11 protein-coding genes are annotated in these 12,964 nt (G+C 67.5%); 9 read left to right on the top strand and 2 right to left on the bottom strand.

All coding sequences use genetic code 11. The features are described from left to right. The first annotated feature begins 26 nt into the window (after window positions 1-26). A complete protein-coding gene (locus BEMPMBAN_RS21840; RefSeq protein WP_159233339.1) occupies window positions 27-1,238 on the top strand; it encodes an acyl-CoA dehydrogenase family protein in 1,212 nt (403 codons plus the stop codon). A gap of 96 nt (window positions 1,239-1,334) precedes the next feature. Here BEMPMBAN_RS21840 and BEMPMBAN_RS21835 read toward each other — a convergent pair whose 3' ends face one another. Together BEMPMBAN_RS21835 and BEMPMBAN_RS21830 are read right to left on the bottom strand one after the other, a co-directional pair. Further along, complete coding sequence (locus tag BEMPMBAN_RS21835; RefSeq protein ID WP_159233338.1) at window positions 1,335-2,333, bottom strand: MDR family oxidoreductase; 999 nt, start codon at window positions 2,331-2,333, stop codon at window positions 1,335-1,337. 83 nt (window positions 2,334-2,416) lie between these two features. Then, window positions 2,417-3,394 carry an esterase family protein gene (locus BEMPMBAN_RS21830; RefSeq protein WP_159233337.1) on the bottom strand — a complete coding sequence of 326 codons (978 nt, stop codon included), beginning with the start codon at window positions 3,392-3,394 and terminating at the stop codon, window positions 2,417-2,419. Window positions 3,395-3,796: 402 nt separating this feature from the next. Between BEMPMBAN_RS21830 and BEMPMBAN_RS21825 the strand changes: the two genes are divergently transcribed. The 8 genes from BEMPMBAN_RS21825 (at window position 3,797) to BEMPMBAN_RS21790 (ending at window position 12,961) form a co-directional block, all read left to right on the top strand. Continuing rightward, window positions 3,797-4,357 carry a TetR/AcrR family transcriptional regulator gene (locus BEMPMBAN_RS21825; RefSeq protein WP_159233336.1) on the top strand — a complete coding sequence of 187 codons (561 nt, stop codon included), beginning with the start codon at window positions 3,797-3,799 and terminating at the stop codon, window positions 4,355-4,357. A 40-nt stretch (window positions 4,358-4,397) separates the two neighbouring features. Further along, the gene (locus BEMPMBAN_RS21820; protein WP_159233335.1) at window positions 4,398-5,573 is read left to right on the top strand and encodes an acyl-CoA dehydrogenase family protein; all 1,176 of its coding nucleotides are present in this window, start codon (window positions 4,398-4,400) and stop codon (window positions 5,571-5,573) included. A gap of 20 nt (window positions 5,574-5,593) precedes the next feature. Further along, on the top strand, window positions 5,594-5,980 hold the full coding sequence (locus BEMPMBAN_RS21815) for a nitroreductase/quinone reductase family protein (protein ID WP_159233334.1): 387 nt from the start codon (window positions 5,594-5,596) through the stop codon (window positions 5,978-5,980). Between the two features lie 265 nt (window positions 5,981-6,245). Next, complete coding sequence (locus BEMPMBAN_RS21810) at window positions 6,246-8,387, top strand: hypothetical protein (protein ID WP_159233333.1); 2,142 nt, start codon at window positions 6,246-6,248, stop codon at window positions 8,385-8,387. A gap of 179 nt (window positions 8,388-8,566) precedes the next feature. After that, window positions 8,567-9,658: a homogentisate 1,2-dioxygenase gene (locus BEMPMBAN_RS21805; RefSeq protein ID WP_159233332.1), complete on the top strand. Its 1,092-nt coding sequence runs from the start codon at window positions 8,567-8,569 to the stop codon at window positions 9,656-9,658. Then, window positions 9,658-10,854 (top strand): alpha/beta hydrolase, encoded by a 1,197-nt coding sequence (locus BEMPMBAN_RS21800; protein WP_159233331.1) that lies wholly within the window; start codon window positions 9,658-9,660, stop codon window positions 10,852-10,854. Before BEMPMBAN_RS21805 ends, BEMPMBAN_RS21800 begins: the two co-directional genes overlap by 1 nt. Then, entirely contained in the window at window positions 10,851-12,059 is a 1,209-nt protein-coding gene (locus BEMPMBAN_RS21795; RefSeq protein ID WP_159233330.1) for a CaiB/BaiF CoA transferase family protein, read from the top strand. Before BEMPMBAN_RS21800 ends, BEMPMBAN_RS21795 begins: the two co-directional genes overlap by 4 nt. Beyond that, window positions 12,056-12,961 (top strand): hydroxymethylglutaryl-CoA lyase, encoded by a 906-nt coding sequence (locus BEMPMBAN_RS21790; protein WP_159233329.1) that lies wholly within the window; start codon window positions 12,056-12,058, stop codon window positions 12,959-12,961. The genes BEMPMBAN_RS21795 and BEMPMBAN_RS21790 overlap by 4 nt, the downstream gene beginning before the upstream one ends. Window positions 12,962-12,964: the final 3 nt, after the last annotated feature.

The raw sequence follows: 12,964 nt of genomic DNA, 5'->3' as shown, positions 1-12,964 counted from the left end.
CACCGGCCTGACGAGAAGAGACTGACATGGCGATAAATCTGGAACTGCCGAAGAAGCTGCAGGCGGTCGTCGAGAAGGGACATCAGGGCGCGGCCGAGATTCTGCGTCCGATCTCGCGCAAGTACGACGCGAGGGAACATGCCTACCCCGTTGAGCTGGACACCGTCGCGACCCTGTTCGAGGGCATCTCGGAGGCCAAGACCATCTCGTTCGCCGGCGCCGAGGCGTTCCGCGACGGAGACGACGGACCCAAGGGCAACATCAACGGCGGCAACATGTCCGCTGTCCTCAACATCATCGAGGTCAGCTGGGGCGACGTCGCGCTGGTGCTGTCGATCCCCTTCCAGGGACTCGGCAACGCAGCGATCTCCGGGGTCGCGACCGACGAGCAACTCGAGCGGCTCGGCAAGGTGTGGGCCGCGATGGCGATCACCGAACCCGATTTCGGCTCCGACTCGGCCGCGGTGTCGACCACCGCGAAACTCGACGGCGACGAGTACGTGATCAACGGCGAGAAGATCTTCGTCACCGCCGGCTCGCGTGCGACGCACATCGTGGTCTGGGCGACCCTCGACAAGACCAAGGGCCGGGCGGCGATCAAATCCTTCATCGTGCCCCGCGAGCACCCCGGCGTCACCGTCGAGCGCCTCGAACACAAGCTCGGCATCAAAGCCTCCGACACCGCGGTGATCCGGTTCGAGAATGCCCGCATTCCCAAGGATTACCTCCTAGGAAGCCCGGATATCAACGTGGAGAAGGGTTTTGCCGGGGTCATGGAGACCTTCGACAACACCCGGCCCGTTGTCGCCGGCATGGCCGTGGGCATCGGACGCGCCGCGCTCGAGGAACTTCGCAAGATCCTGACCGCAGCAGGCATCGAGATCTCGTACGACAAACCGGCGCATGCCCAGAGTGCTGCGGCCGCGGAGTTCCTGCGCATGGAGGCCGACTGGGAGTCCGGCTATCTGCTCACCCTCCGTTCGGCGTGGCAGGCGGACAACAGGATCCCGAACTCGAAGGAGGCGTCGATGGGCAAGGCCAAGGCTGCCCGCGTCGCCAGCGACATCACGCTCAAGACAGTGGAACTGGCCGGCACCACCGGCTACTCCGAGGAGGCTCTGCTGGAGAAGTGGGCCCGCGACTCGAAGATCCTCGACATCTTCGAGGGCACCCAGCAGATCCAGCAGCTGGTGGTCGCGCGCCGCCTGCTGGGCCTGTCATCTGCTGAACTGAAGTAACCTCGGGCACCACTTGTTACGGTGCGCTCGTGCAGCACCGCATCACCTGTCCGTTGCGCGAGGGCCCGCTACCCGGTGCGGCCGAGTGCACGCGGCTCAGAAGCCGTCGTCCACGACGACCCGGGTGCGTCCGGTGACGCCGCCACCGACGATGTTGCCGAGGACGTCGACGACGTCACGCACCGGGACGTCGCGGGTGATGCGGGCCAGGTGGCGTGGCTTCAGTCCCGCCTCGATCTGACCCCAGACGTCTCGGCGCGCCTCGATGGGCAGCAGCACCGAGTCGATGCCTGCCAGCGTCACCCCGCGCAGGATGAACGGCAGCACGGTGGTCGGCAGGTCCGCTGACCCGGCGAGTCCCGAGATTGCAGCCACACCAGCGTAATTCAACGTGCTCAATGCGTAGGCCAGGGTCTTGCCGCCGACACAGTCGACGACGGCGGCCCAGTGCGACTTGCCCAGTGGGCGCACCTTGTCCTCCGGGCCGGGAACCCGATCGATGACCTCCGCGGCCCCCAGCTCACGCAGCAGATCGTGTGCTTCGGCCTTCCCTGTCGACGCCACCACCTCGTAGCCCAGTCCGGCGAGCAGGTCGACGCTGACACTGCCCACCCCGCCGGTGGCTCCCGTGACCAGTACCGGCCCGTCGGACGGGTCGACGCCGTGCGCGCGCACGGCGTTCACGCTCATCGCGGCGGTGAAGCCGGCCGTGCCGATGGCCGCCGCGTCGGCCGCGCTCAACGACGTCAGCTTGACCAGGAACTCGGCGGGGTACCGCGCTACCTGTGCATAGCCACCGTGGCGGGCGGTGCCGATGTCCTGCCCGTGGGCGATCACGGTGTCACCGACGGCAAAGTCCGGGGAGGTGCTCGCGGTGACCGTGCCCGCGACATCGATTCCCGGGATCAACGGATAGCCGCGCGCCACTCCACCTTTCGGGGTGACCGCCAAGGCGTCCTTGTAGTTCACGCTCGAATACCCGACCCGGATTTCCACGTCGCCCTCGGGCAGGAACGATTCGTCGACCACCTCGTGGCGCAGCACGATCGCGCCTTCGGCGTCCTCGTGCGCGACCATCGCATTGATTTCCGTCATGACGGCCACCCTAGCCACGACGGGGGCGCGGAACGACAAAGCCCCCGACCGGTCGATCGGGGGCTTTGTTCGTCAGTACCGAATCAGAGGAGGTGCGCCTGCAGGTCGGGCTTCATGGCCTGCAGCTCCCGGCCCCAGTACGCCCAGTTGTGCGTTCCGTTGGCAGGGAAGTTGAACACACCGTTGCTGCCGCCCGCGGCGATGTAGTTGTCGCGGAAGGTCTCGTTGGTGCGGATGGTCAGGCCCTCCAGGAAGGTCGCGGGCAGGTCGCCGCCGCCGAGCTCGTTGGGTTGGCCGTTACCGCAGTAGATCCAGATCCGGGTGCCGTTGGCGACGATCTTCGGGATCTGCACCATGGGGTCGTTGCGCTCCCAGGCGCTGTTCGGATCTTCCGTCCTGCCCCACATCTCGTTGGCGTCGAAGCCGCCGGCGTCACTCATGGAGATGTTGATCAGGAAGGGCCACCACCCCTCCGACGGGTTCAAAAAGCCCGACATCGAGCTGGCGTAGGTGAACTGCTGGGGGTGGTACACCGACAGGATCAGCGAGGCCGAGCCCGCCATCGACAGGCCGACCGCAGCGCTGCCGGTGGGCTTGACCGCCCGCTGCGAGGCCAGGAAGCCGGGCAGCTCCTGGGTCAGGAACGTCTCCCACTTGTAGGTGACGGTCGGCCCCTTGTTGGTGGCCGGCTGGTACCAGTCGGTGTAGAAGCTGGACTGGCCGCCGACGGGCATCACGATCGACAGACCGGAGTCCAGGTACCACTCGAACGCCTGGGTGTTGATGTCCCAGCCGTTGAAGTCCTCCTGCGCGCGCAGGCCGTCGAGCAGGTAGACCGCGGGCGAGTTCTCGCCGCCGCTCTGGAACTGCACCTTGATGTCGCGTCCCATCGACGGCGACGGCACCATCAGGTACTCGACCGGCAGACCCGGCCGGGAGAATGCTCCGGCAGTCGCCGACCCTCCGGTGAGGCCGACCAGCGCGGGCAGCAGTGCCGCCGTCATGGTCGCAACGCCGATCCGACGCGCCCACGGGCCGCGAATCCTGTCAAGAAGTCTCATACCGTCAATCCATCCATCTCTGGTTACCGCGTGACGCGGCTTGTCCCAAGATTTTTCGGGCGGGGCGGCAAAACCGTTACCAACACAGCGTTGCCTTGACCGCGCTGCCCCCTGTTGCGCACAGCCGATCGGCGGCACAAGTCGGGCCGAGAAATCTTCAGTTGTAGCGGTTGCAGTAAAGCATGTGACCAGCATGTGAGGAAGCCCGGCCACGCCGAACAGCCCACTTCCTGCGGGAAAACAAAACTGACGCCGCGGCCAATATCCGGCCCGGCGCCAGCGAAATCGCCCGGTGCGCTCGACATCGGCGAGCTTCTGCCGGCCACGCTCGACCTCAATAATGTAATGCCTCCGTCATGGTGACCGCGCTCACACCCGGCGACCTTCAGTAGGCTCCGGCGGATGGTGAGTGGTCCCGGCGCAGGCAGGCTGACGGCCGAGGACTGGATCCAGGCCGGTTACGCCCTCCTGGCCGACGACGGACTCGATGCCCTCAAGATCGATCGGCTCTGCGGCCGCCTCGGCGTCACCAAAGGCAGCTTCTACTGGCATTTCAAGGACATGGCGAGCTATCGCGTCGCCGTCGTCGAAGCCTGGGCCCGATTGCACGACCGGGACCGCAGTCACTTCGGCGACCTGGGGCATCTCCCGCCCCGGGAGCGACTCGCGCAGATGATGGCGTCAATGCTCGGCGAGCGGCAGTGGGCCCTGGAGCGGGCGATGCGGGAGTGGGCGCGCACCGACCCCGCCGTCGCCGAGAGCGTGCATGCCGCCGACCAGCGGGTCCTGAGCGCGGTCCGCCGGGCGTTCGAGGATGCCGGCTTCGACGCCGAGGACGCTGTCATGCGCGCGAACGCCACGTTCGCCGCGGGCATCGGCTTTCTGCACCTGTCGAATGCCCCGCCGACCGCCGGGACGGCCCGGCAGCGGGAACGGTTCCTCGACCTGATGATCAAACGCTGATTCAGCAGTCCATACCAAACGGTATGGTACGGTCGCGGCCATGCTCGCCACGGTCGCCGCCATCACCGTCACCCCCGAATACGTCACGCGGTTGTCGGAGCGAGCGCCCGAGGCGGAGCGTCAGCGCCGCCTACCGGCGGCCACGTTGGCCGACCCCGCGACGTCGGAGTTCATCGACCTGCTGGTGCCGGCCCGCTATAGCGGCCGCCAGGCCCCGCTACCGGCCATCTTCGACCCTGTCCGGCTGATGGCACACGGCTGCGCATCCAGCGCGTGGACGCTCGGGTTCTATGCGCTGCACAACTGGATGCTCGCGCTGTTCAGCGAGCAGGCTCAGCGCGAGGCATTCGCATCGCGCCCGTTCCTGGCCCCGGCACCGCTGGCACCCACGGGCCGCGGCGTCGGATGCGACGGCGGGATCCGACTGTCCGGGCGGTGGTCATGGGCGACGGGTGTGATGGACGGCAACTGGATCATCGTGGGCGCGCTGCGCGAACGGGTGCCGGGCGATCCGACGAGCATCTACCCGGTGCTGGCGCTGCTGCCGATCGACGAGGTGGGCATCGAGGACGTCTGGCACACCGACGGCATGCGAGCGACGGGTTCCAACGACATCGTCATCGACGACGCCTTCGTGCCGGAGCATCGGCTGGTGGCCGTCTCCGACATCTACACGGGCACCGCACCCGGGGCCGCGGTGCACGACGCCGACACCTATCGATGGCCGATGGTCCCCGCACTCGCCCTGCTGGCCGCGATGCCCGCACTCGGCAGCGCCGAACGAGCCGCGCAGATCTACACCGAGCGGCTCTCTCAGCGGTTCCTGGCGTACGAGGGCGTGATGCAGAAGGACAAGCCCGTCGCCTCCGTGCACCTCGGGCAAGCACTTGTGCGGTTGCGCTCCCTGCGCGGACTACTGGCCGACACCGTGGGCGAGATCGAAGCCATCGTTGCCGCGGGAGACCCGGTAGAGCGTCCAGTACGCGGTCAGGCCAGGCTCGCCGCGGCACACATCGTCCACGAGTCGCGCGCGGTGATCGGCGATCTGCTCAGCGCGTCGGGCGCGAGCGCCCATTTCCTGGACAACCCGCTGCAGCGCATCAAGCGCGACGTCGACGTCATCGGCGGTCATGTGGTTTTCGACTACGACACCAGCCGTGAACTCGCCGCAGCGCTGACAATGGGGATGGCGGTCCCGCGCACCGCCATGGTGTGAAACCGGCGAACGGAGTTCCGATGACCAGCGTCCGCGACAGTGTCACCAAGTTCATGCAGAAATACGTCGGCAACCAGGTGATGGGACGGATGCCGTTCCAGACCCTGTTGGAGACGACCGGCAGAAAGTCCGGCGAACCCCGGCGCACGCCGCTGGGCGGCCGCCGGGTCGGCGACGAGTTCTGGTTCGTCTCGGAGTTCGGCGAGAAGTCGCAGTACGTGCTCAACATCAAAGCCAACCCGCACGTGCGGGTGCGGTTGAAGGGGCGCTGGCACCGCGGCACAGCGCATCTACTGCCAGAGGACGACGCTCGCGCTCGGCTGCGGTCACTGCCACAGGTCAACAGCATGGGAGTCCGCACGTTCGGAACGAACCTGCTGACCGTCCGCGTCGATCTCATCGACTGAAAGAATCACCGCGGTCACGGGCCAGTAGCGCGATCCACTGCGCGGATGAGGCGCAGCGTTCGGCCCGCCGTGCAACACGCCCAGTTGCGCTGAGGGGGTCGGTGGTTGGGCGCGCAGCGGCGGGTTCTGGCCATGTTCGCGAGGGTCCGGGATAGGGAAATCCCTACATCGCCACAGGCCCCAATCCTGTTAACGTCCCCCCGGAACTAGCCTCCAGCAGAACTTTTCAGGCCGCCTTCCCGCGTGCCATTCGAGGGGATCACAGATGGGTTCGACGGGCAGACACCGGCTGCACACACACCGTGAGGAGGCCCGCCGTCGGGTGCCGAGCCGCGGAAGCGGTGGACAGCACATCGGCCGGATCGGCGGGCTCGCCGCCGCACTGGGGGTGGGCGCGTTTCTGTTCGCCGCACCCTGGACGGCCGCCGCCGACGCCGACGACTCCTCCTCGAAGACCAGGTCGTCCTCCTCGTCGTCGACCGACAGCGGCGCCAGCTCCGCAACCTCCTCTCCCTCGGGGTCCGGGTCGTCCTCGTCGTCGAGTAGCAGATCCGATGGTTCCGGTTCCTCCGACACAAGGTCGTCGGGTGCGGGCGCCTCGGCTGACACCGACGCCGACACCGAGGGCGCGGACGAGGACGAGGACCGGGACGCCGAGGCTGACGATCTCGATGCCGAAGCCGAGGATCTCGCCGCTGACGACGCGGACCTGGACTCCGAACTCGACGACACCGAACTCGACGACAAGGCCAACAGCGACCTCGCCGAAGTGGATGTCCTCGACGGTGTCGCGGACACCGAGCAGGTCCCCGACCCACAGGCACTCACCGAAAGCCCTGTGCTGCCGGTAATGGTGGCCTCCGAGTCGCGGCGTTCAGCGCTGGCCCCCGCCGCAGCGACGGCGCAGCCTGCGGCGACGGTGGTGGACGAGAGCGCTGAGGCCCCGCCTGCGCCGGCGGCGGCGTTCCAATACGCGCCCGGTGCTTTCACCCAGGTGGCGAGCACTCTGGTCGCCCAGCAGGTCAACGCACTGACCACCCCCGCACCTGCATCGGCTCAGGTTTCGGGGCTGGTGGGCGCGCTCAGCTGGATCGGCCAGCAGGTCGGGGTGTCTTTCGACGACTTCAGTGTGTCCTTCAGCGGTGTGCAACTCGTTCAGAACGGTTCTGCGACAGCCACCTCCTCTGGTTTCGGCTCCCTAGCGATCGCGTACGGCGCCAACACAGTCGCCATCGCCGACGGCTGGTTCAACGCCGCCATCAGCACCGGCGAAGACTCCACCGCCACCGCCGATGACGGCAACTTCAACAAAGCCCACGCCTACGGCACCAACAGCGACGCCACCGCCCGAGGATGGTTCAGCAGTGCCCGCGCCCACAGCAACGGCACTGGCGCGCAAGCCGAAGCCAACGCGGTAAACGGTGCGGCCAGAGCCATCGCCGGCACGGAGAGCACCGCGGTTGCCTCCGCCGACCGCGGCCTGGCCAGAGCTGCTGCCTACGACTCCAGCCTCGCCACTGCCTCCGCCACCGGTTCCAGCGTCGCCGTCGCCAGCGCTGCCGGTTCCAGCGTCGCCGCCGCCGGCGCTGACCGCGGCCTGGCCAACGCTTTCGCCGACGGCGACAGCGCCGCCGAAGCCACCAGCGAGACCGGCCGGGCCAGTGCCTCTGCCAGCGACAGCAGTGTTGCCACCGCGGTCTCCTTCGACGGCGGCACGGCCCGCGCGGTGGCCCGAGACTCCAGCGCCGCCACCGCTTTCGCCGCGGAAGCCAGCGTGGCCAGCTCCGTCGCCCGCGACAGCAGTATCAGCAACGCCGTCACGATCGATCACAGTTGGGCCACCGCGCGGGTGCGCGAGAACTCGAACGGCCTCGCGTTTGCACAGAATCACAGTTGGTCCACCGTCGCCGTCGCCGACTCCAGTTCGGGAAGCGCGGCCGCCGAGAACGGTGCGCTCGCCCACGTCGTGGGCGGCGACGCTTCGACCCTTGTCGCGCAGGCCGAGGGATCTGGCAGCGTGGCGTCGGCCAAGATGATCGGCGCGGACAGCGTGATCGCCAGCGAGGCGGAGAACGGTGGCCACAGCCGCGGCTTCCTCCTCGGCGAGGGCAACGCCGCCCAAGCCACCACCGACCACGGACTGGCCAAAGCCGTCGTCGTCGGAAACCGCAGCGCTGCCCTGGCCACCAGCGACGACGCCTGGGCCAGCAGCCTGGTCCTCGGTGACGACAACCTCGCCGAGGCGGCGGCCACCGACGGTTCCGTAGTCAGCGATTTGGCTACCGATGGCAGTGGTGGAGCGGCGTTGCAGACAGCCATCTTCGAGGTGACCGCGAGGGTGACGGTTCTCAAGGCCCAGCTCGCCGACAAGGCCATGAACGCCATCACCCAGTACATCTCCAGCTGACGAAGACTGAGCGACGCGTCGCCGATCTTGCGCGCATTGGAATGACCAACCGCGAACCCGGCGCCGCCTGAGTCACCGGCGGCCGAAATTGACCGCTTCTCGAGGATCACCTCCACTATTGACGCCCGTCAAAGCTAAAACTAAAGTCAGTTTTACTTTCAGTCGTCGGAAGGGCCTCCATGGAATCGTTCGTGCATCTGCGAAAAGGGGTCACCCCCCGACGGCTGCACGCCGACCTCGACGGACTCAAAGACGATGAACTCGGCCGCGGCGGCTTCACCGGCCGCACTGCCAACCTCTACCGGCGCCACGACCCCACGGCGTACCGCACCGTCGGCCCGCTGCGGCCACTGGATGTGCTGTCGAGCGAGCTCAAACCCGCGGATGCCACCGATGCACACGGTGGTCCCCTGCTGATGTTCTCCAACTCCGACTGCGAGGTGCTGCTATCCCGGCGCGCTGCGCCGATGCCGCACTTCACGCGTCACATCGACGGAGACCTGCTGTGTTTTGTGCACGAGGGCGCGGGCCTCGTCGAGACCGAATTCGGTCCATTGCGTTACCGGCAGGGTGACTGGCTGTATCTGCCGAAGGCCTGCACGTGGCGGCACGTTCCGGACGACCAGTGCACGTGGCTGATGATCCAGGCCACCGATGAGTTCCGGGTGCCGCCGCCCGGACCACTCGGCCGCCACTTCCCCTTCGACCCGTCGCAGGCCGTCATCCCGGAACCGCATCCGTACGACGACGACGGCCGCGACGAGTACGAGGTACGGCTGGTGCATGACGGCGGCCCGACAACCCTGTACTACCAACATCATCCACTCGACGTCGAAGGCTGGCGCGGCGACAACTTCCCGTTCACCTTCAACATCGCCGACTACAACGTGGTGACCTCCGACAGCGTGCACCTGCCTCCGACGGTGCACCTGTTCATGCAGGCCACCGGGGTGTACGTGATGAACTTCCTGCCCAAGCCCGCCGAAGGGGTGCCGGGCACCGAACGCACGCCGTGGTATCACCGCAACGTCGACTTCGACGAGATCGCGTTCTTCCACGGTGGTTCGCTCTACGGTATCCCGATGCCGCCGGGTCTCATCTCCCACGCACCCCAGGGGGTCCACCACGGTGCGCCGGAGAAGGCCCGCGAGCGAGCACGCCGCAAGTTCGACGACTTCCACTCCGTGGACTGGCGGGTGATCGCGATCGACACCCGTCGCCGGCTGGTCCCCTCGGCGGAGATCCTGGCCAACGACCTCGGGCAGCACTGATGCCGCACCAGCAGACACCGGTCCGGTACGAGTACGATCGCATTCCCTATCTGGTTGCCTATCAGAACAATTCGGCAGTCCGTGACGTCTACGGCGGCGTAGCCGAGTTGGTGGTGCTGGAAAGCTACCTACTCAAACCGAAGACGGTGCCGTCCGACACCGTGCTGGTGTTCATGCACCCGATCGGCGGCGGCGCCTACCTGCCGATGATCAACGCGCTGGCCCGCGCCGGCCACCACGTCATCTACTGCAACAGCCGCTTCCGTGGCACCGACTCGGCGCTGCTGATGGAGAAGGTCGTCGAGGACCTCGGCGAATGCATCAAGGACGCCAAGAACCGGCTCGGCTACTCGAAAGTCGTGCTCGCCGGCTGGAGCGGCGGCGGCTCGCTGTCGGTCTTCTACCAGCAGCAGGCCCAGCATCCCACGGTGACCTCGAGCCCGTCCGGCGACGGACCTGACCTGACCGGGCTCGGGCTGATCCCCGCCGACGGCATCATGCTGCTGGCCGCCCACATCAGCAGGCACGGCACCATGACCGAGTGGATGGACGCCTCGATCCTCGATGAGAACGATCCCGGCAATCGGGATCCAGAGCTGGATCTCTACAACCCCGACAACCCCAACCAGCCGCCGTACCCGCCGGAATTCCTCGATCGCTATCACCAGGCGCAGATCGCGCGGAACCGACGAATCACCAAGTGGGTCAAAGACAAACTCGATGAACTCAAGACGGCAGGCAGGCCCGATGACGAGTTCGCGTTCGTCGTGCACGGCACGATGGCGGACCCGCGGTGGCTGGATCCGTCCGTCGATCCCAACGAACGCACCCCGGGAACCTGTTATCTGGGCGATCCTCAGGTGGTGAACATGAGCCCGGTGGGCCTCGCGCGGTTCTGCACACTGCGCAGCTGGCTATCGCAGTGGAGCTACGACGACGCCAACGGCGACGCCGTGAAGTGTGGACCCGACATCGCGGTGCCCGCGCTGGTCATCGGGAACCTCGCCGACGACGCCTGCACACCGAGCCACACCCGCCGGATCTTCGAGGCGATCGGGCATCCCGACAAGGAGATGCACGAGATCCCCGGCGCGAATCACTATTACGCCGGCGCCGACCAGCGCGACAAGCTGCGCGGGGCCGTCGGCATCGTCACCGACTGGCTGGTCCGCCACGACTTCGCGGCAGCCCGATGACGACAACGACGGGGCCGCTCGACGGAATCCGGGTCATCGAGGTCGGGACGCTGATTTCCGGGCCCTTCGCCGGTCGTCTCCTCGGCGATATGGGTGCCGAGGTCATCAAGGTCGAACCCCCCGGGTCACCGGACCCGCTGCGGACCTGGGGACAGGCCGAGCTCGACGGGCACCACTTCTTCTGGACGGTTCATGCGCGCAACAAGAAAGCCGTCACCCTCAACCTGCGTGAAGGCAAGGGGCGCGACCTCTTCCTCGACCTCGTCGAACGCAGCGACGTCATCGTCGAGAACTTCCGGCCGGGCACCCTGGAGAAATGGGGGCTCGGCTACGACGTGCTCCGCGAACGCAATCGCGGCATCATCCTGGTGCGGGTTTCCGGATACGGCCAGACCGGCCCGGAAGCGCACAGGGCCGGCTACGCGTCGGTCGCCGAGGCCGCCAGCGGCCTGCGGCACATGAACGGGTTCCCCGGCGGCCCGCCCCCGCGGCTGGCGCTGTCACTGGGTGACAGCCTGGCCGGAATGTTCGCCGCGCAGGGGGCGCTGGCCGCGCTGTACCGCCGCTCGGTGACCGGACACGGCCAGGTGGTCGACGCCGCGCTCACCGAATCCTGCCTGGCGGTGCAGGAATCCACGATCCCCGACTACGACGTCGGCGGGGTGGTGCGGGGCCCGTCCGGTACCCGCCTGGAGGGCATCGCCCCGTCGAACATCTACCCGAGCGCCGACGGCAGTTGGGTGGTGATCGCGGCGAACCAGGACACCGTGTTCCGGCGGTTGTGCGGGGCCATGGGCCAGCCCGAGCTCGCCGCCGACGAACGCTTCGCCAATCATCTGGCGCGAGGACGCAACCAGGACGAACTCGACAAGATCATCGGATCGTGGGCCGCTGAACGCCAACCAGCCGACATCATCGCGACCCTCTCGGAGGCCGGGGTGATCAGCGGCCCCATCAACACCGTCGCCGAAGTCGTCGAGGATCCCCAGTTGCAGGCCCGCGGCATGATCGCCGACCACTGGGACGAACGGATCGGACGGAATGTCAAGGGGCCCGGTGTGGTTCCCGTGCTGTCCGAGACCCCGGGCACCATCCGCCATGCCGGGTCGGCGCGCCCGGGGCAGCACAACGACGAGATCTACCGCGGCCTGCTCGGCAGGAGCGAAGCCGAGATCGCGGCACTGCGTTCGGAGGGGATCCTGTGACCAGGCCAGCCGTCCACGTCGACATCCGTGACGTTTCGCTGCGGGACGGGTTGCAGATCGAGGACCCGATTCCGTTGTCGGCCAAGCTCGACCTCCTCGCCGCGATCGCCGCCACCGGGGTTCGCGAGATGGAGGCGACGGCCTTCGTCTCCCCCTCGAAGGTGCCTGCACTGGCCGACGCCGCCGAGCTCGCCGCCGAACTGCCCAACTTCCCCGGCATCGAGTTCTCCGCACTGGTGGCCAGTCCGAACGGGGCCAAGCGCGCCGTCGCCGCGGGGCTGCGCTCCCTCGAGTTCGTGGTTTCCGCAGCAGACGGGCACAGCCGTGCCAATGTGGGCCGCACGTCGGCGGAAGCGACCGCCCAGATCGCCGAGATCGTGGCGATCGCCCATGACAGCGGGGTGAGCGTCGAGGTCATCGTCGCCACCGCCTGGGACTGTCCGTTCGACGGACCGACACCGCCGCAACGGGTCGTCGACATCGTCACCGCCGCCACCGACGCCGGGGTCGACCGGCTCGCGATCGCCGACACCATCGGCACCGCCACACCTCTGCGGGTCGGCGAGCTGATCGACCTCGTCCGTCCGAGAATCGGTGATCTACCCTTGGGCGCACACTTCCACAACACCCGTGGCACCGGCCTGGCCAGCGCATACGCCGCGGTCAGCGCCGGTGTCACCCGGCTGGACGCCTCTGTCGGAGGGCTCGGCGGCTGCCCGTTCGCGCCGGGTGCCAGCGGCAACATCGCGACCGAAGACCTGGTGTACCTGTTGCGGGACAGCGGAGTTCACGTCGATGTTGATCTGCAGGCAGCGATCGCCGCAGCCCGCATCGCCCAGGATGCCGTGAGGCACGAACTGCCCGGCGCGCTGTTGCGCGCCGGTGACCGGATCCTGGGTTAGCGA

Source organism: Mycolicibacterium austroafricanum, from assembly GCF_902705885.1.
GTDB lineage: Bacteria > Actinomycetota > Actinomycetes > Mycobacteriales > Mycobacteriaceae > Mycobacterium > Mycobacterium vanbaalenii_A.
This window is presented reverse-complemented; position numbering and strand designations above follow the sequence as displayed.

Coding starts and splice junctions, on each gene's coding strand:
- BEMPMBAN_RS21805 (WP_159233332.1), top strand. CDS start 8,567: ATGGAATCGTTCGTGCATCTGCGAAAAGGGGTCACCCCCCGACGGCTG.
- BEMPMBAN_RS21800 (WP_159233331.1), top strand. CDS start 9,658: ATGCCGCACCAGCAGACACCGGTCCGGTACGAGTACGATCGCATTCCC.
- BEMPMBAN_RS21795 (WP_159233330.1), top strand. CDS start 10,851: ATGACGACAACGACGGGGCCGCTCGACGGAATCCGGGTCATCGAGGTC.
- BEMPMBAN_RS21835 (WP_159233338.1), bottom strand. CDS start 2,333: ATGACGGAAATCAATGCGATGGTCGCGCACGAGGACGCCGAAGGCGCG.
- BEMPMBAN_RS21820 (WP_159233335.1), top strand. CDS start 4,398: ATGCTCGCCACGGTCGCCGCCATCACCGTCACCCCCGAATACGTCACG.
- BEMPMBAN_RS21840 (WP_159233339.1), top strand. CDS start 27: ATGGCGATAAATCTGGAACTGCCGAAGAAGCTGCAGGCGGTCGTCGAG.
- BEMPMBAN_RS21815 (WP_159233334.1), top strand. CDS start 5,594: ATGACCAGCGTCCGCGACAGTGTCACCAAGTTCATGCAGAAATACGTC.
- BEMPMBAN_RS21830 (WP_159233337.1), bottom strand. CDS start 3,394: ATGAGACTTCTTGACAGGATTCGCGGCCCGTGGGCGCGTCGGATCGGC.
- BEMPMBAN_RS21825 (WP_159233336.1), top strand. CDS start 3,797: ATGGTGAGTGGTCCCGGCGCAGGCAGGCTGACGGCCGAGGACTGGATC.
- BEMPMBAN_RS21810 (WP_159233333.1), top strand. CDS start 6,246: ATGGGTTCGACGGGCAGACACCGGCTGCACACACACCGTGAGGAGGCC.